This window comes from Nocardia sp. NPDC004582, assembly GCF_053602115.1.
This window is the reverse complement of record NZ_JBSGCY010000053.1, coordinates 1-25,024: the sequence shown is the minus strand read 5'-3', so window position 1 is coordinate 25,024 and position 25,024 is coordinate 1. Positions and strand designations below refer to the sequence as shown.

Genomic DNA, 25,024 nt, shown 5'->3' with positions numbered 1-25,024 from the left:
GCTTACCCGGCGATCAGCACCGCGGCCAGCGTGATCGCGCCCGGCACCGCCTGGGCGAACAGGATCCGCCGGCTCGCGGTGGCCGCGCCGTAGAGTCCGGCCACCACCACGCAGGCCGCGAAGAAGATCTTCGCGGCCTGGCCGACCGGATCGGCGGCGATCAGGCCCCAGATCAGGCCCGCGGCCAGGAAACCGTTGTAGAGGCCCTGATTGGCGGCCAGCACCTTGGTCTCCTGCGCGAATTCGGCGGTGGCGCCGAAGCTCGCGCGAACCCGCGGCGTGGTCCACAGGAACATCTCCATGACCAGGATGTAGACGTGCAACGCGGCGAGCAATCCGACGAGGATTTCCGCGACCAACCGCATGACCGGCCCGCCTTTCGTGAAGGTTCCTACCCGAGAGCGAAGACACGTGCCGCGTTATCGTGACAGACCGCGCGCAGCCAGTCGTCGCCGAGGTCCAGGCGCTCCAGCGCGAACAGCGCGTGCCCGTACGGGTAGGGGATGTTCGGGAAGTCGCTGCCGAACAGGATGCGGTCGCCCAGATCGCGCACGCGGGGGAGTTCGTCGGTGGGGAAGGGGTCCGCGGCCTCGAAGAAATCGGTGAAGTTCATGGTGGTGTCGAGAAGGACGCTGTCATGGGCCTGCGCGATGTCGAGGAACTCACGGTATTCGGGCGCGCCCATGTGCGCGATGATCAGCCGTAGTCGCGGGAACCGGTGCAGCAGGGCCGCGATGGGTTCGGGACCGGTGAATTCCCCGGCGGCGGGCCCGGATCCGCAGTGGATCACCACCGGCGTCCCCGCGTCCTGGATCAGGCCCCACACCTCGTCCAGCAGCGGATCCGCCGGGTGGTAGTGGCCGACCTGGATGTGCAGCTTGAAGATTCGCGTCCCCGACTCCAGCGCCGCGCGCACGTACTCGGGCGCGCCCGGCTCCGGATAGAAGGTCGAGGTGTGCAGGCAGTCCGGCGTGCGGGCGGCGAAATCGGCGGACCAGCCGTTGAGCCAGGCCGCCATGTCCGGTTTGTGTGGATAGATCATCGAGGTGAAGGCGCTGACCCCGAACCCGCGCAGCGTCTTCAGTCGCACCTGCTCCTCGTCGCGATAGGTGATCGGCCATTCACGATGACCGACCAGCGGCCCGGCCGTGTCGAAATAGCCCCACACCTTGCGCAGCACTCGCTCGGGCATGAAATGCGTATGCACGTCGATGATTCCGGGCAATCCGAGGCGCTCACGGAATCCGGTGACGTAGTCGAGGTCTGTTCCGCCGGTCACCGGTCGGTATCTCCTTCCGCGAACACCGTCCGCGCGTAATCGCCGACGCGGCCGATCAGCCGCTCGAAGAATTCCTCGGGCCCGGTCGCGACCACGATGTCCGCGTTGGGTTCCCGGCCCCACATCCCCGCCCAGTCGGCCACGGTGGTGGCGCGGGTGAGGGTTCCGGTCAACTCCACGTCGACCGTCGCGGGCTTGGTGACGGCCAGACTCGGGTCCAGTGCCACCGCCGCCGCGAACGGATCGTGCATATGCGCCAGATAGCCCTGGTCGTAGAGCTTGTGGAAGTCGAAGTAGAAGCGCACCGCGTCGGTGAGGAACCGCACCAGCGGATTGCTCGCCTTCGAACGAGCGTGTGGCGGATCGTCTTCGGTGACCAGCTCCACCGGCGTGCTGCCCGCCCGTTCGGCCAGCAGCGCCAGGTGCGGGGGCTTCATCTCGATGGTCTCGGTGATGTCGAGCGCGCAGACGATCGGGCGGCGGTCGGCGGGCGCGGCGGAGAAGGCGTCGAAGACCTCCTTGGCCGCCTCCGGGTCCACGTGCACGTTCCACTCGTTGGTGGGGGTGGTGTTGCCCGGATGATTGAACGCCCCGCCCATGATGACCAGCCGCCGGAGCAGCTGTGGCAGTTGCGGTTCCATGCGCAGCGCCAGGGCGAGATTGGTGAGCGGGCCGGTGCACAGTCCGACGATCTCGCCGGGGTACTCGCGGACCAGATCGACCCACAGCTGCGCGGCCGATCGACTCGACAGTGCCCGTTTGCCCGGCGGGAGCTCGGCGTATCCGACCCCCTGCGGGCCATGCGTGTCCTCGGTGGTGCGCAGCGGCACCGCCAGGGGTGTCAGCGCCCCTTGCGCCACTTCGATTTCCGGGGCCCGCGCGAGATCGAGGAGCGCCAGGTTGTTGGCGGCCACCCGGGGCGCGGGCACATTGCCCGCGGTGGAGGCGATTCCGACGATCTCGGCCTCGGGAGAGGCGAGCAGGTAGAGCAGGCCCAGCGCGTCATCGATGCCGGTGTCGTTGTCCATGAGGATCTTCTGCCGCACGGCTTCGAGGGTAGCGGGGTCGATGCCGGATGGCTCCGAGGCCCGGCCACACGTTTTATACGGGCGTCTGGAACGAATGTCTTAGACGCTGCTAGGGTGAGGTCATGGGAAATCGAGAAGACCTGCTGGCGGGTGCGCGCCAGGCCGTCCTCGAGCGCGGCCTGGCGAAGGTCACCGCCCGGGATATCGCGAGTGCCGCCGGTGTCAGCCTCGCCGCCATCGGCTATCACTTCGGCTCGAAGGACCAGTTGGTCACCGAGGCCATCACGGTGGGCGTCGGCACGCAGATCGGCGACGGCATGGACGCGGCCATTCGCGACGCGGGGGAGGGGCGCACCCTCTGGGAGTCGTTGGCCGCCACCTGGAACGGCTTCGTGGACGTGGTCCAGAACAATCGCGACGGGCTGCTGCTCAGCACCGAGAACGGTTTGCAGATCGCGCGCGATCCGGCACAGCAGGTCTTCATGGCCGAGGCGAGCGCGGAGGCGCACCGGGATATCGCGGCCTCGGTGCGAGCGGTGCATCCGGATTTGACCGACGACCAGGCCGCCGCGGTGGCGAAGCTGCTGTTCGTGCTGTTCCAGGGCCTGGCTGTGCAGATGATCGTCGCGCCCGGCGCCGATTGGCTCGACGGCGACGAATTGACCACCGCGGTGGCGGCGATCCGGGGCGAATGAGCTCAGCTGGGCGGTACGTGCCGCAGCCGGGTCACGGCGATGACGGCCAGCAGCAGCGCGGCCCCCGCCGCGATCGCCGAGGTCAGGTGCATGCCGGTGAGGAAGGCGTGTTTGGCCGCGTCGGCCACGGAGGCGCCCAGTCTGCCCGGCATGGTCCGGGCCACTTCGAGCGCGGCGCCGAGCGTGTCGCGCGCGGCGCGGGCATCGGGTTCCGGCATGCCGTAGGGCAGGCCGGCATTGAGCTGATTGCGATAGATGGCGATGCTGATGCTGCCGAGGATCGAGATCCCGAGCGCGCCACCGAATTCGGCCCCGGTCTCCGAGAGCCCGGACGCCGCCCCCGCCTGCTCCGGCGGCGCGGTGCCGACGATGAGCTCGGTGGTCACCCCGAAAACCGGTGCCAGACCGAACGACACCAGCAGCGACGCCACGATGGTGAGCTCCACGCCGCCCGAGGTGGTGATCCGGGTGAGCAGCAGCAGCCCGCAGGCGGCCATGGCCATGCCCGCGCCGATCATGTAGGCCGGCCGCACCACCTTCATGACCCGCGGCCCCAGCTGCGAGCCGACCATGAAGCCCAGGCCCGCGGGGATGGTGGCCAGCCCGGCGCGCAGCGGCGACATGCCCAGCACCAGCTGGAAATACTGGCCCACGAACAGGGCGTATCCGAAGGCCACGAAGATCGCGACCATATTGATGGTCAGGGCGGTCCGGAAGCTGCCTAGTCGGAACAGTCGTAGGTCCAGCATCGGCTCCGGCGTCGTGAGCTGGCGCCGAACGAAGACCACCCCGATCGTGAGCCCCCCGATCAGCGCGGCCACCGCGACCGGGCCGGGCCCGTCCTGGGCGGCCTGCTTCATGCCGAACACCACCAGCAGCACCGCCGCCGTGCACAGCGCGGCGCTCACCGGATCCAGGCGCCCGGCGTCGGGGTCGCGGAATTCGGGCAGCACTCGCGGCGCCAGCGCGATGAGCAGCAGCATGACCGGCACCGCGAGCAGGAACACCGAACCCCACCAGAAGTGTTCGAGCATCAGCCCGCCCGCCAGCGGGCCGATGGATCCGCCCACCGAGTAGGAGCCCACCCAGACCCCCACGGCGATCGACCGCTGCCCGGGATCGCGAAACATGGTGAATATCAACGAGAGCGTGGAGGGCGCGAGGGTGGCTCCGGCGACACCGAGCAGTGCCCGGCAGGCGATGAGCACCGGCGCGGACGGCGCGAAGGCCGCGATCACCGAGATCGCCGCGAAGGCGGCCGCGCCGACCATCAGCAACCGGCGGCGGCCGATGCGGTCGCCGATGGTGCCCATGGTGAGCAGCAGCCCCGCGACGAGAAATCCGTAAACGTCGATGATCCACAGCAATTGGGAACTGGTCGGCCGCAGTACCTCGCTGATCTGCGGCACCGCCAGGTGCAGGACCGTCAGGTCCATCGAGTAGACCAGGCACGCCAGTGCGAGCACCGACAGTCCGGCCCATTCCCGTCTCCCTACCTTGGTGGCGCCGACGTCGCCGGCGGCGGTGAGCAAGGGAGCAGGTGTGTCCACGGTGACGTCCTCCATCCGCATGTCGACACACAGGTCGACAATTTTGATGTCGGTTTCAGGGTCTCATTTATTAACGCCGGGCGTGGGATAAGTGCGGCGTGTCGAAAGTGCTGCATTGCAAGGCAATTCGACTATTTCGCGGATGTGCTTGCGGGTGTGTTTGCAGCAGCTTGTATACATTCGCCGAAGTTACGAACCGTCCGGTCGGGCTTTCCAGTCGGGGGCGCTCGATCCGTACGCTGGAGCGGGCCACGGATGGTCCGGATACTCGCTCAGCGCCGGGCCCATGGTACGTACCGCCGCGTGCGTCACCGCGTAGCGCGGATCCGGGACCAGTGCGTCCGCGTGGCCGGGTGTCCGGCCCGGTGCGGTGATCAGCCAGGATGCGGTGCGGGCCAGCGCGACCCGGACATCGCGGCCGCGACCGTCGGCCCGGCGCGCGCACAGCGCGTCCAGCACGCCCGCCGCCAGCAGGTACCCGCTGGCGTGGTCCAGCGCCTGGGCCGGGAGCGCGCCCACGACCGGTTCGGCGCGCGAATTATCCCGCGTGCCTTCGATCAGAGAAATTCCGGATGTGGCCTGCACGATGCTGTCGAAACCGCGCCGATCGCCCCACGGGCCGTGTTCACCCCACGCCGAAACTCGGCCGTGCACAATTCCGGGACGAATATCGCCGGGCCGCACTCCGAGCCGTTCCAAGCTGCCCGGTCGGTAACCGGAGATGATTATGTCTGCATTGCTGATCAATTCGCGAAATACCGGAAGTCCGGTGCGCAAATCGACTACAGTGGAGCGCTTCCCCTGACAGGTGTCCAGGAACTGCCAGTCGATCTCCGGCAACCCGGGCGGGTCGATCCGCAGCACATCGGCTCCCAGCAGGGCCAATGCCCGCGTCGCCACCGGACCGGCGATCACCCGGGTCAGATCCAGCACCCGGATCCCGCGCAGCGGAAGCAAGGCCGTTGCGGCGCAGGGCGAGTCGAGTGCGCCCTCGTCACTGCGGATGTCGACCGCGACCAGCGGGCCCGCCGCGCCCGCCCGGCCCGGCGGGCTGTCGGCCCACTCCTGCTCGGTACGCACCCGGAACGCTATGGCGGCGTGTTCGGCTGCCCGCTGTTCGATGTCGGCAGCGGTGAGCGTCGCGACGCGTCGGGTGAAATCCTCGCGCCCGGCCTCGGCGGGCAGATCCAGTGCTGACAACAAGCGCGTCCGATGGTGCGGGTAGTTGGCGTGCGTCCGCACCCAGGCGTCCGCGGCTTCGAAGAAGCCCGACAATTCCGCGAACATCCGTGGCTGCCGCCCATCGATCCGCAGCAGCCTGTCGCTCTGGAAGGCCGCCGCGACACGACCGGGATCGACGACGCTGTGCAGCGGGGTCACCCCGCAGGCGCCGCGCCACCGGTCCGCCGCACCGGCGAAGGCCGCGACCGCGCCCCCTGCCAGCGCCCAGACCGGCAGTGTCGCAGCCAGATTCGCGCCCGGATCCAGTGGCGGCACCGGCGTCCCGGTGACCCCGATCCCGGTCTCGTAATCGCGAACCAATGCGTCATAGGTGCCCACGGGCCGACTCTAACGCCGGGACCGCCTGTGAGCCCGACACGATGTCTCGGGGCATACTCGATCGGATGAGTGCCCATCGACTCCCCGGAACCGCGTGGCTGCGTGAACTGAAGCCCGATCCCGCCCCCGAGACCGTGCTGGTGTGCTTCCCGCCCGGCGGCGGCTCGGTCGGCGCCTACCGGCAACTGGCCCAACGCTTCGGCGCGGGCACCGCGGTGTTCGGCGTGCAGTACCCGGGCCGGCAGGACCGCCTGGGCGACCCGCCCGTCCCCGCGCTCACCGAACTGGCCGGGCACGCCGCCACCGACCTGCTGGCGTGGCCGAAGGACGTGCGCCTGGCCATCTTCGGGCACAGCATGGGCGCGACCGTCGCCTACGAGACCGCCCGCCGGGTCGAGGCGGGCGGGCGCGAGGTGACGCACCTGTTCGTATCGGGACGTCCCGCGCCGGTGCACGAGGAATCCGGACGCCTGCACGAAGGCCCCGACGAGGGCCTCATCGCCGAACTCGAACGGCTGTCGAACGATCCGGCCTCGGTGCGGATCCTGCGCGACGAACCGGGGCTGGCCGATCTGGTCCTCCCGGCGGTGCGCACCGACTATCGCGCGGTGGAAACCTACCGCCACGAGACCGGCGCGCCGCTGCGCACGCCGATCACCGCCCTGGTCAGCTCCTCGGACCCGACCACCTCGGCCGCCCAGGCCGGGCAGTGGCGCGACTTCACCGCCGCCCGTTTCGATCTCGCCACCTTCGAAGGCGGACACTTCTACCTCGACCTGCCCGAGAACATCGCCGCTCTCGCGAATTCGATCACCCGGGCGCTGACCACGGCGGCGTCCGGCGACTCGAACTGAGCCCCCGGACCGCCGCGGACCGCTGCCGCGCCATGCCGGCGGCGGGTCGGCCTGTCAGCCCAGGTATTCCGACTCGAGTACCCGGTCCTTGAGCAAGGACTGGTACTCGATGTGGGTGTCGTGTTCCACGGTGCGCCACGATGTGCCCTCGGCTTCGCGCATGTAGGTCAGGTAGTCCGGCGCGCCGGGGATACGCATGTTGTCGGCCACCACGATGGTGCCCGGGTGCAGCCAGCCAGCGTCGAGAATGTGCTTCAGGTCGGCGAGGTAGGCCGACTTGTCGTGGTCGACGAAGACGAAATCGACCGCGCCCTCGCCGATCCCGTGCTCCTCGGCGAGCGCGCGGATGGTCTCGCCGCCGTCGCCGATGGTGCCCACCACCACGGTCACCCGGTCCGCGAATCCGGCGTGCGCGATGATGGCGCGCGCCACCTCCGCATTGGCGGCGCTGAACTCCACCGAGATCAGCCGCGCGCCCGCGGGCAGCACCCGGGCGGTGCGGACCGCGCTGTAGCCGACATAGGTGCCCAGCTCCAGGGCCAGCGTCGGATTCGCCCGGCGCACCGCGGCATCCAGCAGCAGGCCCTTCTCGTCGCCGACGTTCACCAGATTGCTGCGGGTGCGCGCGAACCGGTCGATGGCGGCGAGCACGCTGTCCGGGTCGCCCTGCGCGGCGGTGGCGAGCACGTGATCGCGCACCGCCGCCTCGCGCCCGTCACCGAATTGCCCGGTGCGGGTGAAGGTCCCGATTCCCCACACCGTGCTGATCGCGGTACGCACCGGATACACCACCCGCTCCCGGAACATCGTCGCGATCGATGAGCCACCCATGAAAACCCCTTAAGTCACTTCGACAACAGCGCGATTATGCACGCCCCGAAGCGGATTCGCCCGCGGCGGCCGGATCGTCGGGGATCACGATGGTCCGTAGCAGTCGCCGTCTGCGGCCCGGCCCGGGGCCGTTGGCCAGCCGGGCCGCGATGATCCGGCCCAGGTCGGCGCCGAGGGCGGCGAATTCGTCGTCGTCGAGCCACAGCCCCGCCATCCGGTAACCCACCCCGTCGCGGACGTAGTCGATATCGCCGCGGTCGACGTAGCGGTCGAAATCGGCCATGACGCCGGCGATATAGGCCATGAAGGCGCGCCGATGGTCCTCGGGGCCCATGGCGTCCAGCTGCTCCGGAGTGAGCTGAGCGGCGGCCAGCCGCAGCCGGTAGGTGCGTTCGATGGTGCCCCGCACCCGGCGCTCGGCGACCACATCGAGGACCTCGGCGGCCACCAGCCGGGCGACGTGGCGATACAGGCTGCCTGCGGGCACATCGCCGAGCTCGGCGTTCAGTTCGCTGGTGGTGAGGGTCCGATCGCCCAGGAAGGCCTGCACGATGCGCAGCCGAACCGGATGGAGCAGAAGTTCGACGGAGTTCACCGCGTCGACACTAGCAGCGCAGGCTACCGTCCTTGATAATGTTCTCAGATCTGGTAACAATGGACGGGTCGAACGGGGAGAGGAATCGCGGTGTCCAACATTCCGGTGGCAGCACTGGTCCCGCTGATCGTGATCGCGGTCGGGTTCGTCGGCTTCTGCTGGTACGACCTGTCCCGGTCCCAGGTGAAGTACCTGCCCACATGGGCGTGGGCGATCATCTGCGTGGTCAGCATTCCCATCGGCGGGATCATCTACCTGACGGTGGGTCGCGAAAGTGGCGGCGCCCGTGGCTGAGCCGTACCTCGAGGTCACCGGCGTCTCGGTGCGCTTCGGCGACTTCACCGCCCTCGACGGCGTCGACTGGACCGTGGACGGACCCGGCGTCGTCGGACTGATCGGACTCAACGGGGCGGGCAAGACCACCCTCATTCGCGGCGTGCTGGGCCTGCAACCGGTCGGCGCGGGCGCGGTGCGGGTGCCGATCGGACTCGGCGCGGTCGGATACTGCCCGGACACACCGGGATTCGAACCGTGGCTGTCGGCGCGGGAGGTGCTCGCGCAGTCCCGCGCCATCGGCGCGGTCCGCGACACCGGTGGATGGCCGGACGACGCGGCGCTCGCGGCCGTCGACCTGGAACGGCATGCCCACCGCCGCGTCGGCGGATTCTCGCGAGGCATGCTGCAGCGCTTGGGCATCGCCGCCGCGCTGGTGCGCGCACCCGAGGTGCTGATCCTCGACGAACCCACCAGCGCACTCGATCCCGAGGGCCGCGCGGCCGTGCTGGCCCTGATGCGCGAACTCGGTGAACGAATGACCGTCGTGTTCTCCAGTCATCTGCTCGCCGACGTCGAGGACCTGGCCGACCGGCTGCTGGTCCTGCATCGGGGGAGGGTCGTCTTCGCGGGGGAGACCGGGGACTTCCTGAACCAGCACACCACCGCGCCGACCCTGCGCATCGCGATGAGGGACGGGCGGACCATCGAAGCCGAACACGCGGGGTGGGGTGCGGCATTGGCCGACGCCTCCGTGCACAGCGGCGAGCTCGCCGATATCCGGATCACGCGTCCCACTCTCACCGACGCGTTCTTCGCCGCGATAGGGGAGAAGGCATGAACAGCACCGTCTTACGCGTGGAGTGGTTGCGATGGGTGCGGACCCGGCGGCTCGTGGCGCTGGCCGCGGCGTTCGTACTCTTCGGCTGCGTCTCGCTGTTCGGCGCCAAGTATCTGCCCGACCTGATCGGGAACTCGGCCGACATCAAGCTGCTGCGGGTGCCGGACTGGCGGGACGGGTTGCAGCAGTATGTGAAGAACACCGGGCTGCTCGTGGCGGCCGTGGCCATGATCCTGGCCGCGCAGGCGTGCGCGATCTGCGATACCGATCCCGTCGGCATCTTCTACTTCAGCCGGGAGGTGTCGCCCGTGCGGCTGTATCTGCCGCGCCTGCTCGTCTCCGCCGCAGTCATCGCGGTGGCCGCGACCATCGGGGCGGCGGTCGCGCTCTACGAATGCTGGGCGCTGTTCGGATCCTATCCACTGGCGCCGGCGCTGGGTTCGCTTGCGGTGCAAGCCCTCGCGATCGTGCTGTTCGCGATGTTCACCGCGGCGCTGGCGGCGCGACTCGGGTCGGCGGGCGTCGCGGCCGCGGTCACCGCCGGGCTGTACGTGATCTGCCTGCTGCTGTCGACCGTCCCGGCCATGCAGCGGTACCTGCCCACCACCGCCCTGCAACCCGTCATCGAAGCCGGTGGCTGGTCTCCGGCCGACGCCGCGAAATCCCTGCTGGCCCTGGTGATCGCGACCGGCCTCGCCCTCGCCGCGGCCTTGACGACACCGATCCGCGCGATCAAGGCCCCGGTGTGACGGCCCGCCGCCGCGACAGCAGGTACAGGCCCACCCAGGACACGATCACGCACACCACCACCAGCACCCGCACCTCGGTCAACGCGCTACGGGGATAGAGCACCCCGGTGATGTAGTGGTCGATGAACCCACTGGGCGGCAACCCCGCCTCGCCCGCGCGGTGGCGCGCCCAGTTCTCCAGGTTCGTCAGCGGGCACTCGACCGTGAACAGCACGGTGCCGAACCCCCACCCGAAGGCGAGCAGGTGCAGCCAGATCGTGCGCGGCCAGCGCCAGGCGATGAACCCGCCCACCACGACATAGGCCACGAACGCGAAATGCACGACCGCGGTCGCGTCGGCCAGCAGCCGGTAGACCATGACCCCAGGATAGGTGCGGTCAGCCCAGGTACTCCGACTCCAGCACGAGATCTTTGAGCAGCGACTGGTATTCGACGTGGGTGTCGTGCTCGACGGTGTGCCATGCGACGCCCTCGGACTCGTGCATGTACCGCAGGTAGTCCGGCGCTCCCGGAACACGGACATTGTCGGCGACGACGAGACTGCCCGGGTGCAGCCAGCCGGCCTCCAGGATCGTCTTCAGGTCCGGCAGATAGGCCTTCTTGTCGTGGTCGAGGAAGACGAAATCGAGTGCGCCGGGACCGAATCCGTGCTCCTCCACCAGACGGCGCACGGTACCGCCACCGTCACCGATGGTGCCCACCACGACGGACACCCGATCGGCGAGCCCCGCGTGCGCGAGCAGCGTCCGCGCGATCGCGGCATTGTCGGGATTGAACTCCACCGACACCAGCCGCGCGTCCGGTGCCAGCGCCCGCCCGATCCGGACCGCGCTGTACCCGCAGTAACCACCCAGCTCGAGCGCCAGGGCGGGGACGGCTCGGCGTACCGCCGCGTCCAGGATCAGCCCCTTCTCGTCGCCGACGTTCACCAGCATGCTGCGGGTCCGCGCGAAGTCGTCGTACGCCGCGAGCACACTGTCCGGATCGCCGGCGTTCCCATGAGCCAGCACGAACTGCCGCGCCGCCTCCTCTCGCCCGTCGCCGACCTGTCCCGTGCGGGCGAAAGTCGGCCCGCCCAACGCGAATCGGATCACCGACCACCGCAGGAACGGCAACCGCTCCCGCAGTCCGTCAACCACAGACTTAGCGCTCATGAGGTCACCCATCCTGGTGGGGGAGTGCATCGATTATGACCCTGCGATGTGGACGCCGGGGTAGGGGACAGCGAGCGGATGAAGAGGCGAAACCCGCAGGGTAGGGAGGTTCCCGCGTCCAATTCTGACGACCGTCGGACCCGCTCGAAAGCTGATCTCGATAGATCACACATGTGTTTACGTAGATATGCGCATCTAAACATGAATCCTCGTTCCTTGGAGAAAGGTCAAGAAACAGCCCCCTCACCTTCTAAAAACAGCAAGGAGGAGAGGGGGCTGGGTCGGTGGGGGACCGGCTACCAGTTGGAGGGTTCGTAGTCCTTGAGGAAGCAGCCGTACAAGTCGTCACCGGCTTCGCCGCGGACGATGGGGTCGTAGACGCGGGCCGCGCCGTCGACCAGGTCGAGGGGTGCGTGGAAGCCTTCCTCGGCGAGGCGGACCTTGGTGTAGTGCGGTCGCTCGTCGGTGATCCAGCCGGTGTCGACGGCGGTCATGAGGATCTTGTCGGATTCGAACATCTCGCGGGCGCTGGTGCGGGTCAGCATGTTCAGCGCGGCCTTGGCCATATTGGTGTGCGGGTGGCCCGCGCCCTTGTAGCCGCGGGCGAAGACGCCCTCCATGGCCGAGACGTTGACGACGTACTTGCGGCGGGCGGGCGCGGCGGCCATGGCCGGGCGTAGTCGGGAGATGAGGATGAACGGCGCGACCGAGTTGCACAGCTGCACCTCGAGCAGCTCGGTGGCGTCGACCTCGCCGACGTTCTGCACCCAGCTGTTGGTGTGCGCGAGGTCGGGCACCAGTCCGCCGGCGTCGATGGCGACGCCGGCCGAAATGCGTTCGGGGGTGGCCGATCCCGCGACCAGGGCGAGGTCGGTGATGTCGGCGGCGGTGAGGTTCGGGGTGAGCGATGCGGTGAGCGCGGTCGGGTGCGCCTGCATGGTCTTGCCGAAGCTGATCACGTCGGGCAGCTCGCCCGCGGGCAGCGGTCCGTTCTCGGCTTCGACGAGGGCGCTGTAGGCGCCGACCGAGCGGCGGACGGTCTGGGCCGCGTTGTTGATGAGGATGTCGAGCGGACCGTGGGCGGCGACGTCGTCGGCGAGGGCGACGACCTGGGCCGGATCGCGCAGGTCGATGCCGACGATGCGGAGCCGGTGCAGCCAGTCGGCGCTGTCGGGCTGGGCGGCGAAGCGGCGGATGGCGTCGTTGGGGAAGCGGGTGGTGATGGTGGTGTGGGCGCCGTCGCGCAGCAGGCGCAGGGCGATGTACATGCCGATCTTGGCGCGGCCGCCGGTGAGCAGGGCGCGTTTGCCGGTGAGGTCGGTGCCGGCGTCGCGTTTGGCGTGGCTCTTGGCGGCGCAGTCGGGGCAGAGTTGGTGGTAGAAGGCGTCCACGCGGGTATAGCGCTGTTTGCATATGTAGCAGGGGCGCGGTCGCAGCAGGGTTCCGGCGCTGCCGCCGTCGGTGGTGGAGCTGATCGGGATCCCGGCGGTTTCGTCGTCGATGCGGTTGGGTGAGCCGGTGGCGGTGGCGGCCACGACTTCCTTGTCGGCGGCGGAGATGGCGTCGCGGGTGGCGATGCGCTTGTTGCGCTTGAATTTCTTGAACATGTGCCCGACGGCGCGCTGGACGGTGACGGAGTCCGGGTGGTCCTTGTCGAGCTGTCCGGCTTGTTCCAGGACGCGCAGGCAGGTGGCCAGGTCGGCGGGGTCGATGGCCGGGGTGTCGGTCGGGGTGGTCTGCTCGGCCATCGGAGCTGCGGTGATCCTTCGTGTACGGGGTGGTGGACCGAGCCATTCTCCCAGAGCGCCGCGGGTGCGGGTCGCCCGGCCGTGGGCGGGGCCGGGCGTGGTGGGCGGTGGCGTGCTCAGGTGGCGGCGGTGCCGAGGGGTTCGAGTCGGTCGGCGTGGTGGTCGTGGCCGAGTTCGCGGGCGCGTTCGGTGAGGCGGGTGAGCACGGGTGCGGGGATGTCGGCGCGGCGTCGAATGAGGGTGTGCCACACGACTTCCGGGGTGTCGGTGGTGAGGGCGGCGTCGATGAGTGGCAGGGCTTGGGGCCAGAGGTCGTGGGCCGCGGTGGCGTCGATGATGGCGGTGAGGGTGTGTTCGTCGTGGACGTCGGGGCGTGCGGCGAATCGGCGCAGGCTGTCGGGGCTCATGGCGCTGGTGATGGGTAGCAGGGTGGTCCAGGCGTCGAGTTCGGTGACGGCGGTGATGAGGCTGTCGAGGACGTCGTCGCCGAGTTCGGCGGTGATGTCGCCGATCCAGGCGCGGTTGTGGGGTGCGATGTTGTCGAGCAGGTCGATGCCTTCGGCCCACATCTGCTGGTCGTGGGCGGCGCGGATGATGCCGGGGACGCGGTCGGCGACGATGTGCAGGACGCGGTCGATGGCGGTTTTGTCTTCGAGGAGGAAGCCGATGCGCAGTAGGTCGGGGTCGCTCATGACGGGGGCGGCGGCGCGCAGGGCGGGTTCGGGGATGACGTGGACGAAGCGGCCCATGGTGATGTGGTCGCCGTGGGACAGGAGTTGGCGGGCGACGTCGGTGACCATGGTGGCGGGTACGGCGGCGATGATGGCGGCGGTGCGGCGGGGGTCGAGTTGGACGGCGGCCGCGGCGAGGAAGGCCGGGGTGAGGTTCTTGGCGATGTCGACGGCGCGGCGGGGTTCGACGGCGCCGGCGACGGCGGCGCAGAGGATGGGTCCGAAGGCGCGTTCGGCGATTTTGGAGCTGATGGCGACGGGGACGATGGCGCTGGCGGTGGCGATGGCCTTCATGCGTTTGGCGTCGCGGTCGAAGAGCAGGTCGGTGACGCGTTCGCGGTATTCGCGCAGGGCGGCGGGTGGGAGGTCGACGAGGAAGTCGAGTTCGGTGGGGTCGTCGAGGCCCAGGACGCGGGCGAGTTTGGTGGTTTCGGCGACGCCGGCGAGGTGGTCGCTCATAGACCCAGTGCTTTCTTGACGGCGGGGCGCATGAGGCGCGGGACGAAGTCGAGGGAGGACCCGAGGGCGGCGTCGAGGGTGGTGCGGCGGTGGGTCTTGGCGGCCTCGAGGAGGCGGTGGAGTTCGGCCAGGTCGGTGTCGGGGAGCTGGTCGAAGGCTGCGGGCAGGGGTGCGCGCAGGGTGTCGCCGAGTTGGCGGGCGGGGTCGGACATCGTCGTCTTTCCGGTTGTGCGTACTGCCGGTACGGGTTTCGATACTGGCAGTACGTTCGGTCCGAAATCAAGAGGGATTGTCGTGTGGACCTGGCGTACCGGCGGTACATGTATGCTGCGCGGGTGGTTCGTAGCAGTGCCGGGGGGACTCGGCTGGTGTCGCGTGAGGACATTGTGGACGCGGCGATCCGGGTGATCGATCGGGCGGGTCCGCGTCCGAGCATGGATGACATCGCGCGTGAGGCGGGGATCACCAAGCCGCGGCTGTATCGGCAGTTCGCGGACAAGGGGGACTTGTTCACCGAGATCGCGGCGCGGATGTCGCGGCGGGCGTTCGCGGCGGCGGGGGCGGACATGACGGTGATGTTGCAGCCGCCGCAGGCGGCGCTGACCCGGGTGTTCTCCGAGTACGCGCGGGGAATTCTGGAGCACCCCAACGTTTTCCGCTATCTGGGGCAGGCTCCGGTGGTTCAGCAGTCCGGGTCGGGGGTGTTGCAGCTGGATCTGGGTCGCGAGGCGGCGGTGCGGTTGGAGAAGCTGGCGCGGTCGGTGGCCGAGGCGGTGCCTTTGGAGACCGACGGGCTGGATTATCTGTCGCGGGCGTTGACCGGTGCGGTGGTGTCGATCACCGATCTGTGGTTGTCGGGTTCGGATGAGCCGTCCGCGGCGCAGACCGCGGAGTTCGTGGCGCGGGCGACGGAGTTGGTGTGGGGGTTGATCGATGGTTTTCTGCGGCGTCAGGGGATCGCGGCGGATCCGGACGTGCCGATCTTCACGACGTTCGCGCAGGTGAATCAGTCTCGTGCGACCGATTATTGACAGTTGTTGACACAACGCCAATAGCCGTGCACGCTGAGGGGCGAGGCGCTCTCGCGCCCCCACTCAGGCAAACGAAGGATCTGCGATGGCACGCCCCGCATGGAGCGACGACGAGGTCGAGGCGGTACGGACTCTGGCGACCACCTTCTTCGAGAAGGAGGTGATCCCGCACACCGAGAGGTTCGTCGAACAGGGCCACCCCGACCGCGCCCTCTACAACCGGGCCGGCGAACTGGGCCTGCTGTGCGCGGCCATTCCGGCCGAATACGGCGGTGGCGGCGGCACTTTCGCCCACGAGGCGGCCATCATCGAGGCCCAGACCCATGCCGGGGACGGCTCCCTGGGCATGTCGGTGCACTCCTCGATCATCGCGCCCTACATTCACGAATTCGGTTCCGAGGAACTCAAACAGCGCGTGCTGCCCAAGGCGGCCGGCGGCGAGATGGTGCTCTCCATCGGCATGACCGAACCGGGCACCGGCTCGGATCTGCAGAACATCAAGACTCGCGCGGTGCGTGAGGGCGACGAGTACGTCATCACCGGCTCGAAGATCTTCATCTCCAACGGCTGGCTGTGCGACGGCATCATCATCGCCTGCAAGACCGACCCCACCCAGGGCGCGGCCGGGGTCTCGCTGATCTTCGCCGAGGTCTCCGACGAGACCCCCGGTTTCAAGCGCGGCCGCATCCTGTCCAAGATCGGCGGCAAGGCCCAGGACACCGCCGAGTTGTTCTTCGACGGCCTGCGGGTGCCCGCGTCGAACCTGCTCGGGCAGGCCGAGGGCCAGGGCTTCTATCAGATGATGCAGATGCTGGCCCAGGAACGTCTGGTCACCGCCATCCTCGCGGTCGCCATGACCGAGAAGGCCGTGCAGCTGACCGTCGATTACACCAAGGGTCGTGAGGCGTTCGGCAAACCGCTCTACGCCATGCAGAACACCCGGTTCGAGCTGGCCGAGTGCGCGACGATCGCCAAGGTCGGGCGCGTGTTCCTCGACGACTGCATCAGCAAGCACCTGCGCGGGGAGCTCGATATCCCCACCGCGGCCATGTCGAAATACTGGTTGACCGATCAACTCGGTAATGTGGTGGATCGCTGCCTGCAGTTCTTCGGCGGCTACGGATACATGACCGAATACCCGATCTCGCAGTTGTACACCGGCGCTCGGGTCCTGCGAATCCTCGCGGGAGCCAACGAGGTGATGAAGGATCTCATTGCCCGCTCACTCTGACCCCACCGCGCCGCCAAGGCCCGGCGGTAACTCTGATGCCACCGCGCCGCCAAGGCCCGGCGGTAACTCTGACGCCACCGCGCCACCAAGGCCCGGCGGTAACACCGACTCCTCGGTCGATGACGGCGCCACGCGCCGTCGTCGCCTCGAGCCCGACGAACGTCGCGCGCAGATTCTGTCCTGCGCGATCGACATGTTCGGCGAGCGCCCCTACGCGGCGGTGTCCACCGCCGAGCTGGCCCAGCGGGCCGGGGTGGCGCGCGGGCTGATCAACCACTACTTCGGCAACAAGCGCGACCTGTACCTGGCGGTGGTGCGCCGCATGGTCACGCTGCCGCGGCCGGAGAAGATGGCGGTGCCCGCCGGTTCGCTGCGGGAACGGGTGGACGCCAGTGTGGCGTGGCTGCTCGACACCATCGGTGAGCACGGCAGTACCTGGGTGAAAGTCACCGGTCACGAAGGCGTGGGCGATGATCCGGAGGTGCAGCGCATCCTCGACGAGGCCGACTACGCCGCCGCCGACCGCATGGTGGCGATGATGGGTCTCGACGATTCGCTGCATTCGGCCGAATTGCGGGCGCTGGTGCGCTGTTACGGCGGTCTGGTCAAGGCCGCCGGGCGCGAATGGATCGTGCGTGGCAGCCTGACCCGCGAGCAGGTGCACCATCTGCTCGCCGACGCGCTCACCACACTGGTGGCCGAGACGTTCCCGAAGGTCGACGCGAACCCCTAGACGCTCGCGAGCTCCTCGACCTGCCACTGCACGCCCCGCGTGGCGAGATAGCCGAGGAAGCTCGCGGCGTCGAAAGCCTGCGCGGGCGCGAGAGTTCCGGCCGGGGCGCCGTCGAGGGCCAGGCGGCGCGCGGCCTCGGCGGCGATGACCGCGGTGGCCGCGTACGGGTCGAACCCGCTCACCCAGCCCCGCGCCCGGCTGCCGTCGACGCCGGTCGCCTCGGCCAGGATCAACCAGCGCGAGGCGGCCAAGGCGTCGGCGTCGGGGATCTCCGGAATCGTCTCGGCGACTTCACCACCCAGGCCCGCGAAGATCTCACCCATCTCGGTGCGGATCACCCCGCGCACGATCGGGGTGTCGAGGTGCCGCGGGATGGTGTAGACGCCCGGCAAGGCCAGCGGCGTCACCGCCACCGGTTCCTGTTCGCCGGGTTCGACGAGGGAGGTGGCCGCTTCGTGCGCCGATTGCCAGGTCCGGTCGCGGTATTCGATCTGCTCGAGTACCGCGATGGCGGCCATCGAACGGGCCGTGCCGCGCGAGGCAGCGCCCGGGCGGCGCAGATCGGCGATGCGGACCTGCCGCAGCGGGGCGTCGAGGCGGGCCGCGGTGAGCGCGGCGATCAGATCCCCGGGCACGCCGTCGTCGGTGACGGCCGGAACGACCGCGACCCCAGCCTGTTTCGCGGGCTCGTCATAGGTGGACAGGATGGTGTGCAGGTAGCCGGGCTCGCCGGTGGTGTCGATGTAGTGGCGGCGGGCGGCGATCGCGGCCCGCACCACCGGCTCGCCCCACCGGGTGAACGGTCCGGCGGCATTGATCACCGCGTCGCTGTCGGCGAAAGCGGCGGCCAGGGCGGCGGTGTCGTTGAGGGCCGCCACCCGGATCTCGGCGTCGGGAACCCCGGTGCGGGCGGCGACGGCCCGCAAGCGGGTCTCGTCGCGGCCGACCAGGATGGGGGACAGGTCGCGGCGCGCGAGTTCGGCGACGATGAGCAACCGGTGAAACCGCTCGCGCCGTGCACGGCAATACGCATGGGGGACAACTCCATCGGGGAAGGGATTGGGCCGGAATCGGCTCGCAACCCACGCTAGGCAGCCCCGCCCGGACGATCCATGCTCGAAAGTCTGGTCCCGATATCCGATCGTCCGGAACTGGGTCGGTCACCGGTACGGTGGGATTCGTGGACATCCTCAGTGACGCGGTCGCCGCGATGCGGCTGGGCACACCGCATTCCAACCGCACCGTGCAGCGCGGCAGCTGGCGTAGCCACTTTCCCGCCGCGGGCAACAGCGCCGGTTTCCATGTGGTGCTGCAAGGTTCGTGCTGGCTGCTGCCCGACAACGGCGACCCGATTCATCTTCAGGTCGGTGATGTCGCGTTCATGCCGCGCAGCCGCGGGCACGCCATCGCCGACCGCCCCGACAGCGAGCCTGGTTCGGCCACGGCCGCGATCGAGACCGTATTGCTGTGTGGCGCTTACTCTCTCGACGACACCCGCCCCCACCCGGCGTTGGCCGAACTGCCCGATGTGATCCACCTGCCCGCCCGCGTCGGCCACCACAGCCCGCTGCGCGCCGCGATCGACCTGCTCGGTCACGAACTCGGCACCCCCGGCGGTTCCGGCGCCATCGCGCCACTGCTCGAGGTCCTGCTGTTGTTCATGCTGCGCGCCTGGCACGAGGCGCATCCCGCCGACTCAGGGTGGGTTGCCGCACTACGAGATCCGGATATCCATGCCGCGCTCGCCGCCATGCACTCCGAGCCCGGCGCGCCGTGGACTGTGCAGTCGCTGGCCGCCCGCGCGGGATTGTCGCGGTCGGTGTTCGCGCAACGTTTCACCGCCACCCTGGGCACCGGTCCGCTGACCTACCTGACATGGTGGCGCATGACGTGCGCGGCGAAGCTGCTGCGCGACACCGATGTACTGCTGCGGGTGGTCGCCGAAAAGTCCGGGTACACCTCCGAATACGCGTTCGCGAAGGCATTCAAGCGAGAATTCGGGGTGGCACCCGGACGATTCCGCGTTCAGGGGCGGCCCGCGGCCGCCTAGGGCAGCAGCACCAGCCGCCCGCGCACGCCACCCTTCTCGAAGCGGGCGTGCGCCTCGGCGGCCTGGGCCAGGGGATAGGTTTCGGCGACCCGCAGGGTCAGGGTGCCCGCCTCGACCAGGTTCACCAGTTCGGCCAGGCGGCGGCCGTCGGGGGCCTGCTGCACGGTCGTCACGGTGATATCGCGCTCGGCGGCCGGAGCGAACGGCGCCAGCACCGCCACGAACGCACCACCGTCGCGCACCACCGGCAGCAGCGACTCGCCGATCGGCGCGGCGTCGATGACCGCATCGACACTGCCCGCGCCCACACGCTGCGCCAGATCGTCTCCGCGCGCGACGAATTCGCTGGCACCGAGGCGACGCACCAGATCCTCGTCCCCGGCTCCGGCGACTGCGATCACCTTCGCGCCCAGGGCGGTGGCCAGCTGCACGGCGTAGCCGCCGACACCACCGGCCGCGCCGGTGACCAGCACCGTCTTGCCCGCCGCCGCTCCGGCGCGGGAGACGGCCAGATCGGCGGTGATCGCGTTGAGTGGCAGGGTCGAGGCGGAGGTGAGATCGACATTGGTCGGTGCGGCTGCGACCAGATCGGCCGAGATCACGAGGTGGTCGGTGTAGCTGCCGGCGAAGGTGGCCAGCCATGGGATCAACCCGATGACCGGTTGCCCGACCTGCGCGGCGTCGACCCCCGCGCCCACCGCCTCGATGTGGCCGGCGAACTCGATCCCGGGCACCCAGTACTCCTGGGCGGGCAACAGTGCCGACAACGCTCCGGCGCGCGCGGCGATGTCGATCGGATTGACCGGGGACGCAGCGACTTTCACCAGCACCTCGCCGGGCCCGGGCGCCGGGGTGGGTGTCTGGATGACCTCGAGGACCTCCGGCCCGCCGAAACGGGAAAAGGCAACAGCAACCATGGAAATGCTCCTGAGACTGCGAAGGGATGAAGGTCCACCGGTGGAACGCGGCCGCCTCGATGAATCGGTCGGTGCGGGGCGTGGTCTCACCGTATGACGGGCCGGACGTCCGCGGCCAGTAGGCACCTGAAAGTACCCAGGCCACCACCGGGTGAGCGGTCGTGGCAAGCATTCAGCGCGCCGGGAATCCGACGGTGCGTGCCGGGAATCCGGGACGGGAATAGAATTGGCCGCGAGCAAATGGGAATACCCGCGCGCGCCTGCATCGCTGTCGCCATGGTGACGACCACCACCGCCGCTCAACGCCGGGAAAAGGCCAAGGTCGACTACAACGCCTTCCTCGCGGCCTGCCCCACCAACAAGCTCCTCGACACTCTCGGCGACAAATGGGTGTGCCTGATCCTGGCCGCCCTCGCCGACGGGCCGTGCCGCTACGGCGAGCTCGGCGCCACCGTCGCCGCGGTCAGCAACAAGATGCTCACCCAGACCCTGCGCACCCTCGAACGCGACGGGTTGGTGGCGCGGGAGATGACCGCGCAAGTGCCGGTGCGCGTGGACTATTCGCTCACCCCGCTCGGGATGAGCCTGCTGCCGATCCTGTCCCAGCTCCAGCAGTGGGCCGAAGGGCACATGGACGATGTGCTGCTCGCCCGCGCCGAATTCGATCACCGCAGCGGGAATGCCGATTGATCGCGGCATGTTGCGAGCCGATATGGCATTCGACAACGTGGGAAAGTTCGGTGTGTGGCAGCCGTATCCGCAATTCACGCCCGAATCGGCGCGTGAACTCGAGGAACTGGGCTACGGCACGATCTGGCTGGGCAGCTCCCCGCCCGCCGACTTCGACGGCTACGAGCAGCTGCTCGCCGCCACCGAATCACTGGTGATCGCCACCAGCATCGTCAATGTGTGGGCCTCGGCGCCCGAGGCCGCCGCTGATACCTACCTGCGGCTGGAGGAGAAATTCCCCGGCCGCTTCCTGCTCGGCATCGGCGCGGGCCACCGCGAACAGACCGCCGACTACACCAAACCCTATGACGCGCTGGTCAACTACCTCGACGTGCTCGACGCCCGCGGCGTCCCCCAGCACGGGCGCGCCCTGGCGGCATTGGGCCCGCGGGTGGCGCGACTGGCCCGCGACCGCAGCGCCGGAGCCCTGCCGTACCTGACGGTCCCCGAACACACCGCCGAAGTGCGCGCGATCCTCGGCCCTGACGCCCTGCTGGCGGTCGAGCACAAGGTGGTCCTCGACGACGACCCGACCCGCGCCCGCATCCAGGGCCGCGACCGCGCCGGCTTCTACCTGGGGTTGAGCAACTACACCAACAACCTGCGCCGCTTCGGATTCGACGACACCGACCTGACCGTCCCCGGCAGCGACCGGTACATCGACGCGGTCGTCGCCCACGGCACCGCCGCCCGCATCGCCGACCGATTGCACGAGCACCTGCGCGCCGGAGCCGACCACGTCGGCATCCAGGTCGTCGGCGACGACGTCCCCGCAACCCTGCGCGCTCTCGCCCCGGCCCTGGGGCTGGACCGGAACTGACCCCGATTCCGGGCGGCACGCATCACGCCTGCCGCCCGGAATCAGCCGGCCTCACCGGTTTTCGAGCCCGTTCACGGCCTTATCCAGTCGGGAAGCTCGGGTTTTGGCCGTCTTGGTCCGCACCACGTCCAACACGATCAGATACTGGCCGGTGCGGTCGAGCGCCTCGAACGCGGCCCGGGCTCGCGGCCGCTCAGCCAGGACCGCCGCCAAATCCGGTGGCACCGTGAAGTTCGCCTGCGACGGATACGCCGCCGCCCACCGCCCGTCCGCGCGCGCCGCCTCCACCTGTGCCAGCCCCGGCCCGCGCATTCGCCCCGCCGCGCTCAACGCCGCCACCTTGTCCACATTGACCTGCGACCAGAAACTGCCCGCCCGGCGCGGCACATACTTCTGCAGGTAATACTGCGCGTCGAGTCCCTTGCGCTGCCCGGAGATCCACCCCCAGCACAACCCCACGTCCACCGCCTCGTCCTCGGTCAGCGACGCGATCCGCGTGCCCTTCTTCGCCATCCGAATCCACACCCCTTCCGGGCGCCCGTGATTGACCTCGAGCCACGCGTCGAAGGCGTCCGCGTCGTGGAAGAACACCGAATCCATACCGCCACTGTGACAGCAGGCACCGACACCAATCGCCAAGCCACGCCGAACAATTGTCCCAGACACATCTTGTGGGGTGGTGGTCGTGCCGCTACCGTAATTCGATGACGACCTCGCGATCCGCCGCCGCTGCCGGACTGCCTACCGGGGTGCACGGCACCGCCGACCCCCGATTCGATTCCGCCATACGAACATTCGCCCGCGTCCTGGCCGGACGCCACGGCAACGGCGGCGCGCTGGCGGTGTATCAGGACGGCGAACTGGTCGTCGACATCCACGCCGGCGCCGCCGACGCGCACGGCACGCCCTGGACCGCCGACACCGGCGCCATGGTGTACTCCGCGTCCAAGGGTGTCTCGGCCACCGTGCTCGCGCGCCTCGCCGATCGCGGCCTGCTCGACTACGACGCCCCCGTCGCCGAGTACTGGCCCGAGTTCGCCGCCAACGGCAAAGCCCGCATCACCGTCACCGAACTGCTCAGCCACCGCGCCGGACTCTCGGGGCTGCCCGCGCTCACCCCCGACGAAGTCCTCGACCACGAACTCATGGAACAGCGCCTCGCGGCCGCGAAACCCGATCACCTGCTGGGCAAACCGATCTACCACGCGCTCACCATCGGCTGGCTCATGGCCGGGCTGGCCCGCGCCATCACCGGCCACGACATGACCCGCCTCTACCGCAGCGAGGTCGCCGAACCCCTCGGCGTCGACGGCATCCACCTGGGCCGCCCGCCCGCCGGGTCCCGCACCCGCCCCGCCGACCTGGTCGGATCGCTGAAAAACCTTGCCGAGCACACCATCCCGGGCCCGATCGCCACCGCGGTCCCGCAACTGCCACGCCTGCTGCGGTCCCCGATCTCCTCCCTCTACGTCCCCGGCCTGGAAGCGATCTTCCGCGGCGACCGCCCCGCCATCCTCGATACCGCCCTGCCCGCCGGCAACGCCGTGTGCACCGCCCCCGCCCTGGCCAAGATGTACAGCGCCCTGGCGGGCGGCGGCACCGTCGACGGCCGCACCTACCTGTCACCGGAAACCGTTCGCGGCCTGCAACGCATCCGCACCTACCAACTCGACCGTGCCCTGGTCATCCCGTTCTGGCACGTCGGCTATCACAGCTTCCCGTCCCCGCACGCCCCCCGCGGCTACGGGCACATGGGCTTGCTCGGGCCGATGGGCTGGGCCGACCCCGACTCCGGCATCGCCGTCGGATTCGTCCACAACCGCATGTCCCTGGCCTGGAGCCCGCTCGACCAAACCCTGTTCGTCGGCCTGCTGCACCTGATCCTGCGCGGCGCCCGCCAACCCGCCGTCCGCATCGACCAGCGCACCGCCGGAGCCGCCTGAGACCCGCGCCGCAGCGGCCGCGCGAGCCCGAAACCACTCGGCCGCCACCGAATCCGATCTTGTCCCGAACGTGGAACGAGTTCTAGATTTGTCGGATGTGGGGAGAATCTGACACCAAACTGGCCATCCGCAACGTCCGCGTCTTCGACGGCCGCGCGATCGGGGAACCGGCCACCGTCGTCCTCGACGGCGACCGCATCGGCACCGATGCCGACGGCGCGGACACCTTCGACGCCGAGGGCGCCATCCTTATCCCCGGCCTCATCGACGCCCACGTCCACCTCGACAGCCCCGCGGCGCTGGATGTCTATGCCGCCCACGGCGTCACGACCGTCCTGGACATGGGATCTCTCGACACCGGCCTGATCGAGCAGGCGCGCGCCCGCACCGCCACGACCGCCGTACGCTGCGCCGGAGCGCCGATCATCGGTTCCGCAGGCGTGCACGCCCACGTCCCCGGCATCGCCGACGTCGGCGTCATCGGTCACCCCGATGACGCCGAAACCATGGTGGCGCAACGTATCTCGGCCGGTAGCGACTACATCAAGCTGATCCTGGAAGCGCCCGGCGACGGGGGCCCCGACGTCGACACCGCCAAGGCCGTCGTGGCCGCCGCCCACGCTCGCGACCTGATCGTCGTCGCCCACACCTCCACCCCCGGCGCGTATGCCATGGCCATCGACGCCGGAGTCGACGCCCTGACCCACGTGCCCATCGCGGGCCGGGTGCCCACCGCCGACATCGACCGCCTCGCGACCGGCGCCCACCTGGTCATCCCCACCCTCGCCATGATGGAAGGCGTCGCCGAAATCTACGGCGTCGCACAGCACTTCACCGCCACCCTGGCTACCGTCGGCGCCCTGCACGCCGCGGGCGTCCCGATCCTGGCGGGCACCGACGCCAACCAGATGCCCGGCATCCCCTTCCACCCGCCCCACGGCGCGAGCCTGCACCACGAACTCGAACTCCTCGTCCGCGCCGGCCTCACCCCCGCCGCCGCCCTCAACGCCGCCACCACCGCGCCCGCCCGCCACTTCGGCCTCACCGACCGCGGCACCATCGCCCCCGGCTTCCGCGCAGACCTGCTCCTGCTCGACGCCGACCCCCTCGCCGACATCACCGCCACCCGCGCCATCCGCAAGATCTGGTGCGCGGGCACCGAACACACGCCCGCGCAGACACTCTCGGCCTGAGGCGGGCCCGCCACCAGCCGCCGCCGCGCC

At 69.4% G+C, this 25,024-nt stretch carries 28 protein-coding genes; 13 read left to right on the top strand and 15 right to left on the bottom strand.

Features of this window, described 5'->3' with window-relative positions; genetic code table 11:
• Positions 1–2 precede the first annotated feature (2 nt).
• Genes ACWELJ_RS16950 through ACWELJ_RS16940 form a run of 3 tightly spaced genes read right to left on the bottom strand, consistent with a single transcriptional unit; the run spans position 3 to position 2,307 of the window.
• On the bottom strand, positions 3–365 hold the full coding sequence (locus tag ACWELJ_RS16950) for a DUF1304 domain-containing protein (protein WP_452367063.1): 363 nt from the start codon (positions 363–365) through the stop codon (positions 3–5).
• Positions 366–391: 26 nt separating this feature from the next.
• Positions 392–1,279, bottom strand: coding sequence for an amidohydrolase family protein (locus ACWELJ_RS16945; protein WP_452367062.1), 888 nt, complete (start codon positions 1,277–1,279; stop codon positions 392–394).
• Positions 1,276–2,307: a nucleoside hydrolase gene (locus ACWELJ_RS16940; protein WP_452367081.1), complete on the bottom strand. Its 1,032-nt coding sequence runs from the start codon at positions 2,305–2,307 to the stop codon at positions 1,276–1,278. Before ACWELJ_RS16940 ends, ACWELJ_RS16945 begins: the two co-directional genes overlap by 4 nt.
• A gap of 122 nt (positions 2,308–2,429) precedes the next feature.
• Here ACWELJ_RS16940 and ACWELJ_RS16935 point away from each other — a divergent pair, with 122 nt between their 5' ends.
• Positions 2,430–3,002, top strand: coding sequence for a TetR/AcrR family transcriptional regulator (locus ACWELJ_RS16935; RefSeq protein WP_452367061.1), 573 nt, complete (start codon positions 2,430–2,432; stop codon positions 3,000–3,002).
• Positions 3,003–3,004: 2 nt separating this feature from the next.
• Here the strand turns inward: ACWELJ_RS16935 and ACWELJ_RS16930 are convergent, their stop codons facing one another.
• Both ACWELJ_RS16930 and ACWELJ_RS16925 read right to left on the bottom strand, forming a co-directional pair.
• Complete coding sequence (locus ACWELJ_RS16930) at positions 3,005–4,573, bottom strand: MFS transporter (protein WP_452367060.1); 1,569 nt, start codon at positions 4,571–4,573, stop codon at positions 3,005–3,007.
• A 168-nt stretch (positions 4,574–4,741) separates the two neighbouring features.
• Positions 4,742–6,112, bottom strand: a complete 1,371-nt coding sequence (locus ACWELJ_RS16925; protein WP_452367059.1) for a CoA transferase — start codon at positions 6,110–6,112, stop codon at positions 4,742–4,744.
• A 65-nt stretch (positions 6,113–6,177) separates the two neighbouring features.
• On the opposite strand from ACWELJ_RS16925, the gene ACWELJ_RS16920 reads away from it, so the two are divergent.
• Complete coding sequence (locus tag ACWELJ_RS16920) at positions 6,178–6,966, top strand: thioesterase II family protein (RefSeq protein WP_452367058.1); 789 nt, start codon at positions 6,178–6,180, stop codon at positions 6,964–6,966.
• Positions 6,967–7,020: 54 nt separating this feature from the next.
• On the opposite strand, the gene ACWELJ_RS16915 is transcribed toward ACWELJ_RS16920, so the two are convergent.
• Positions 7,021–7,773 carry an O-methyltransferase gene (locus ACWELJ_RS16915; protein WP_452367080.1) on the bottom strand — a complete coding sequence of 251 codons (753 nt, stop codon included), beginning with the start codon at positions 7,771–7,773 and terminating at the stop codon, positions 7,021–7,023.
• A 58-nt stretch (positions 7,774–7,831) separates the two neighbouring features.
• A complete protein-coding gene (locus ACWELJ_RS16910) occupies positions 7,832–8,392 on the bottom strand; it encodes a helix-turn-helix domain-containing protein (RefSeq protein ID WP_452367057.1) in 561 nt (186 codons plus the stop codon).
• Between the two features lie 90 nt (positions 8,393–8,482).
• Between ACWELJ_RS16910 and ACWELJ_RS16905 the strand changes: the two genes are divergently transcribed.
• Genes ACWELJ_RS16905 through ACWELJ_RS16895 form a run of 3 tightly spaced genes read left to right on the top strand, consistent with a single transcriptional unit; the run spans position 8,483 to position 10,255 of the window.
• Entirely contained in the window at positions 8,483–8,686 is a 204-nt protein-coding gene (locus tag ACWELJ_RS16905; RefSeq protein ID WP_452367056.1) for a hypothetical protein, read from the top strand.
• The gene (locus tag ACWELJ_RS16900; RefSeq protein WP_452367055.1) at positions 8,679–9,506 is read left to right on the top strand and encodes an ABC transporter ATP-binding protein; all 828 of its coding nucleotides are present in this window, start codon (positions 8,679–8,681) and stop codon (positions 9,504–9,506) included. The genes ACWELJ_RS16905 and ACWELJ_RS16900 overlap by 8 nt, the downstream gene beginning before the upstream one ends.
• A complete protein-coding gene (locus tag ACWELJ_RS16895) occupies positions 9,503–10,255 on the top strand; it encodes a hypothetical protein (protein WP_452367054.1) in 753 nt (250 codons plus the stop codon). The genes ACWELJ_RS16900 and ACWELJ_RS16895 overlap by 4 nt, the downstream gene beginning before the upstream one ends.
• Here the strand turns inward: ACWELJ_RS16895 and ACWELJ_RS16890 are convergent.
• The 5 genes from ACWELJ_RS16890 to ACWELJ_RS16870 form a co-directional block, all read right to left on the bottom strand.
• Positions 10,239–10,613 carry a DUF2784 domain-containing protein gene (locus ACWELJ_RS16890; RefSeq protein ID WP_452367053.1) on the bottom strand — a complete coding sequence of 125 codons (375 nt, stop codon included), beginning with the start codon at positions 10,611–10,613 and terminating at the stop codon, positions 10,239–10,241. The two genes, ACWELJ_RS16895 and ACWELJ_RS16890, sit on opposite strands and share 17 nt — an antisense overlap.
• 19 nt (positions 10,614–10,632) lie before the next feature.
• Positions 10,633–11,409: an O-methyltransferase gene (locus ACWELJ_RS16885; protein WP_452367052.1), complete on the bottom strand. Its 777-nt coding sequence runs from the start codon at positions 11,407–11,409 to the stop codon at positions 10,633–10,635.
• Between the two features lie 296 nt (positions 11,410–11,705).
• Positions 11,706–13,157 (bottom strand): SDR family NAD(P)-dependent oxidoreductase, encoded by a 1,452-nt coding sequence (locus ACWELJ_RS16880; protein WP_452367051.1) that lies wholly within the window; start codon positions 13,155–13,157, stop codon positions 11,706–11,708.
• Between the two features lie 116 nt (positions 13,158–13,273).
• The gene (locus tag ACWELJ_RS16875) at positions 13,274–14,347 is read right to left on the bottom strand and encodes a hypothetical protein (protein WP_452367050.1); all 1,074 of its coding nucleotides are present in this window, start codon (positions 14,345–14,347) and stop codon (positions 13,274–13,276) included.
• On the bottom strand, positions 14,344–14,559 hold the full coding sequence (locus tag ACWELJ_RS16870) for a hypothetical protein (protein WP_452367049.1): 216 nt from the start codon (positions 14,557–14,559) through the stop codon (positions 14,344–14,346). The genes ACWELJ_RS16875 and ACWELJ_RS16870 overlap by 4 nt, the downstream gene beginning before the upstream one ends.
• On the opposite strand from ACWELJ_RS16870, the gene ACWELJ_RS16865 reads away from it, so the two are divergent.
• From ACWELJ_RS16865 to ACWELJ_RS16855, 3 genes are all read left to right on the top strand, one after another.
• Positions 14,539–15,378, top strand: coding sequence for a TetR/AcrR family transcriptional regulator (locus ACWELJ_RS16865; RefSeq protein ID WP_452367048.1), 840 nt, complete (start codon positions 14,539–14,541; stop codon positions 15,376–15,378). The genes ACWELJ_RS16870 and ACWELJ_RS16865 overlap by 21 nt on opposite strands.
• Positions 15,379–15,463: 85 nt before the next feature.
• Complete coding sequence (locus ACWELJ_RS16860; protein WP_452367047.1) at positions 15,464–16,609, top strand: acyl-CoA dehydrogenase family protein; 1,146 nt, start codon at positions 15,464–15,466, stop codon at positions 16,607–16,609.
• A 172-nt stretch (positions 16,610–16,781) separates the two neighbouring features.
• Complete coding sequence (locus ACWELJ_RS16855) at positions 16,782–17,342, top strand: TetR/AcrR family transcriptional regulator (RefSeq protein WP_357277145.1); 561 nt, start codon at positions 16,782–16,784, stop codon at positions 17,340–17,342.
• Here ACWELJ_RS16855 and ACWELJ_RS16850 read toward each other — a convergent pair.
• Positions 17,339–18,337, bottom strand: coding sequence for a saccharopine dehydrogenase NADP-binding domain-containing protein (locus ACWELJ_RS16850; RefSeq protein ID WP_452367046.1), 999 nt, complete (start codon positions 18,335–18,337; stop codon positions 17,339–17,341). The two genes, ACWELJ_RS16855 and ACWELJ_RS16850, sit on opposite strands and share 4 nt — an antisense overlap.
• A gap of 185 nt (positions 18,338–18,522) precedes the next feature.
• Between ACWELJ_RS16850 and ACWELJ_RS16845 the strand changes: the two genes are divergently transcribed.
• A complete protein-coding gene (locus ACWELJ_RS16845) occupies positions 18,523–19,392 on the top strand; it encodes an AraC family transcriptional regulator (protein WP_452367045.1) in 870 nt (289 codons plus the stop codon).
• On the opposite strand, the gene ACWELJ_RS16840 is transcribed toward ACWELJ_RS16845, so the two are convergent.
• The gene (locus ACWELJ_RS16840) at positions 19,389–20,309 is read right to left on the bottom strand and encodes an NADP-dependent oxidoreductase (protein ID WP_452367044.1); all 921 of its coding nucleotides are present in this window, start codon (positions 20,307–20,309) and stop codon (positions 19,389–19,391) included. The two genes, ACWELJ_RS16845 and ACWELJ_RS16840, sit on opposite strands and share 4 nt — an antisense overlap.
• Before the next feature lie 279 nt (positions 20,310–20,588).
• Between ACWELJ_RS16840 and ACWELJ_RS16835 the strand changes: the two genes are divergently transcribed.
• On the top strand, positions 20,589–20,999 hold the full coding sequence (locus ACWELJ_RS16835) for a winged helix-turn-helix transcriptional regulator (RefSeq protein ID WP_452367079.1): 411 nt from the start codon (positions 20,589–20,591) through the stop codon (positions 20,997–20,999).
• Between the two features lie 22 nt (positions 21,000–21,021).
• Positions 21,022–21,858, top strand: a complete 837-nt coding sequence (locus ACWELJ_RS16830; RefSeq protein ID WP_452367043.1) for an LLM class F420-dependent oxidoreductase — start codon at positions 21,022–21,024, stop codon at positions 21,856–21,858.
• A gap of 51 nt (positions 21,859–21,909) precedes the next feature.
• Here ACWELJ_RS16830 and ACWELJ_RS16825 read toward each other — a convergent pair whose 3' ends face one another.
• Positions 21,910–22,458, bottom strand: a complete 549-nt coding sequence (locus tag ACWELJ_RS16825; protein WP_452367042.1) for a YdeI/OmpD-associated family protein — start codon at positions 22,456–22,458, stop codon at positions 21,910–21,912.
• A gap of 104 nt (positions 22,459–22,562) precedes the next feature.
• Here ACWELJ_RS16825 and ACWELJ_RS16820 point away from each other — a divergent pair, with 104 nt between their 5' ends.
• Both ACWELJ_RS16820 and ACWELJ_RS16815 read left to right on the top strand, forming a co-directional pair.
• A complete protein-coding gene (locus ACWELJ_RS16820; protein ID WP_452367041.1) occupies positions 22,563–23,801 on the top strand; it encodes a serine hydrolase domain-containing protein in 1,239 nt (412 codons plus the stop codon).
• A 95-nt stretch (positions 23,802–23,896) separates the two neighbouring features.
• Positions 23,897–24,994 carry an amidohydrolase family protein gene (locus ACWELJ_RS16815; protein WP_452367040.1) on the top strand — a complete coding sequence of 366 codons (1,098 nt, stop codon included), beginning with the start codon at positions 23,897–23,899 and terminating at the stop codon, positions 24,992–24,994.
• The last annotated feature ends 30 nt before the right edge of the window (positions 24,995–25,024 follow it).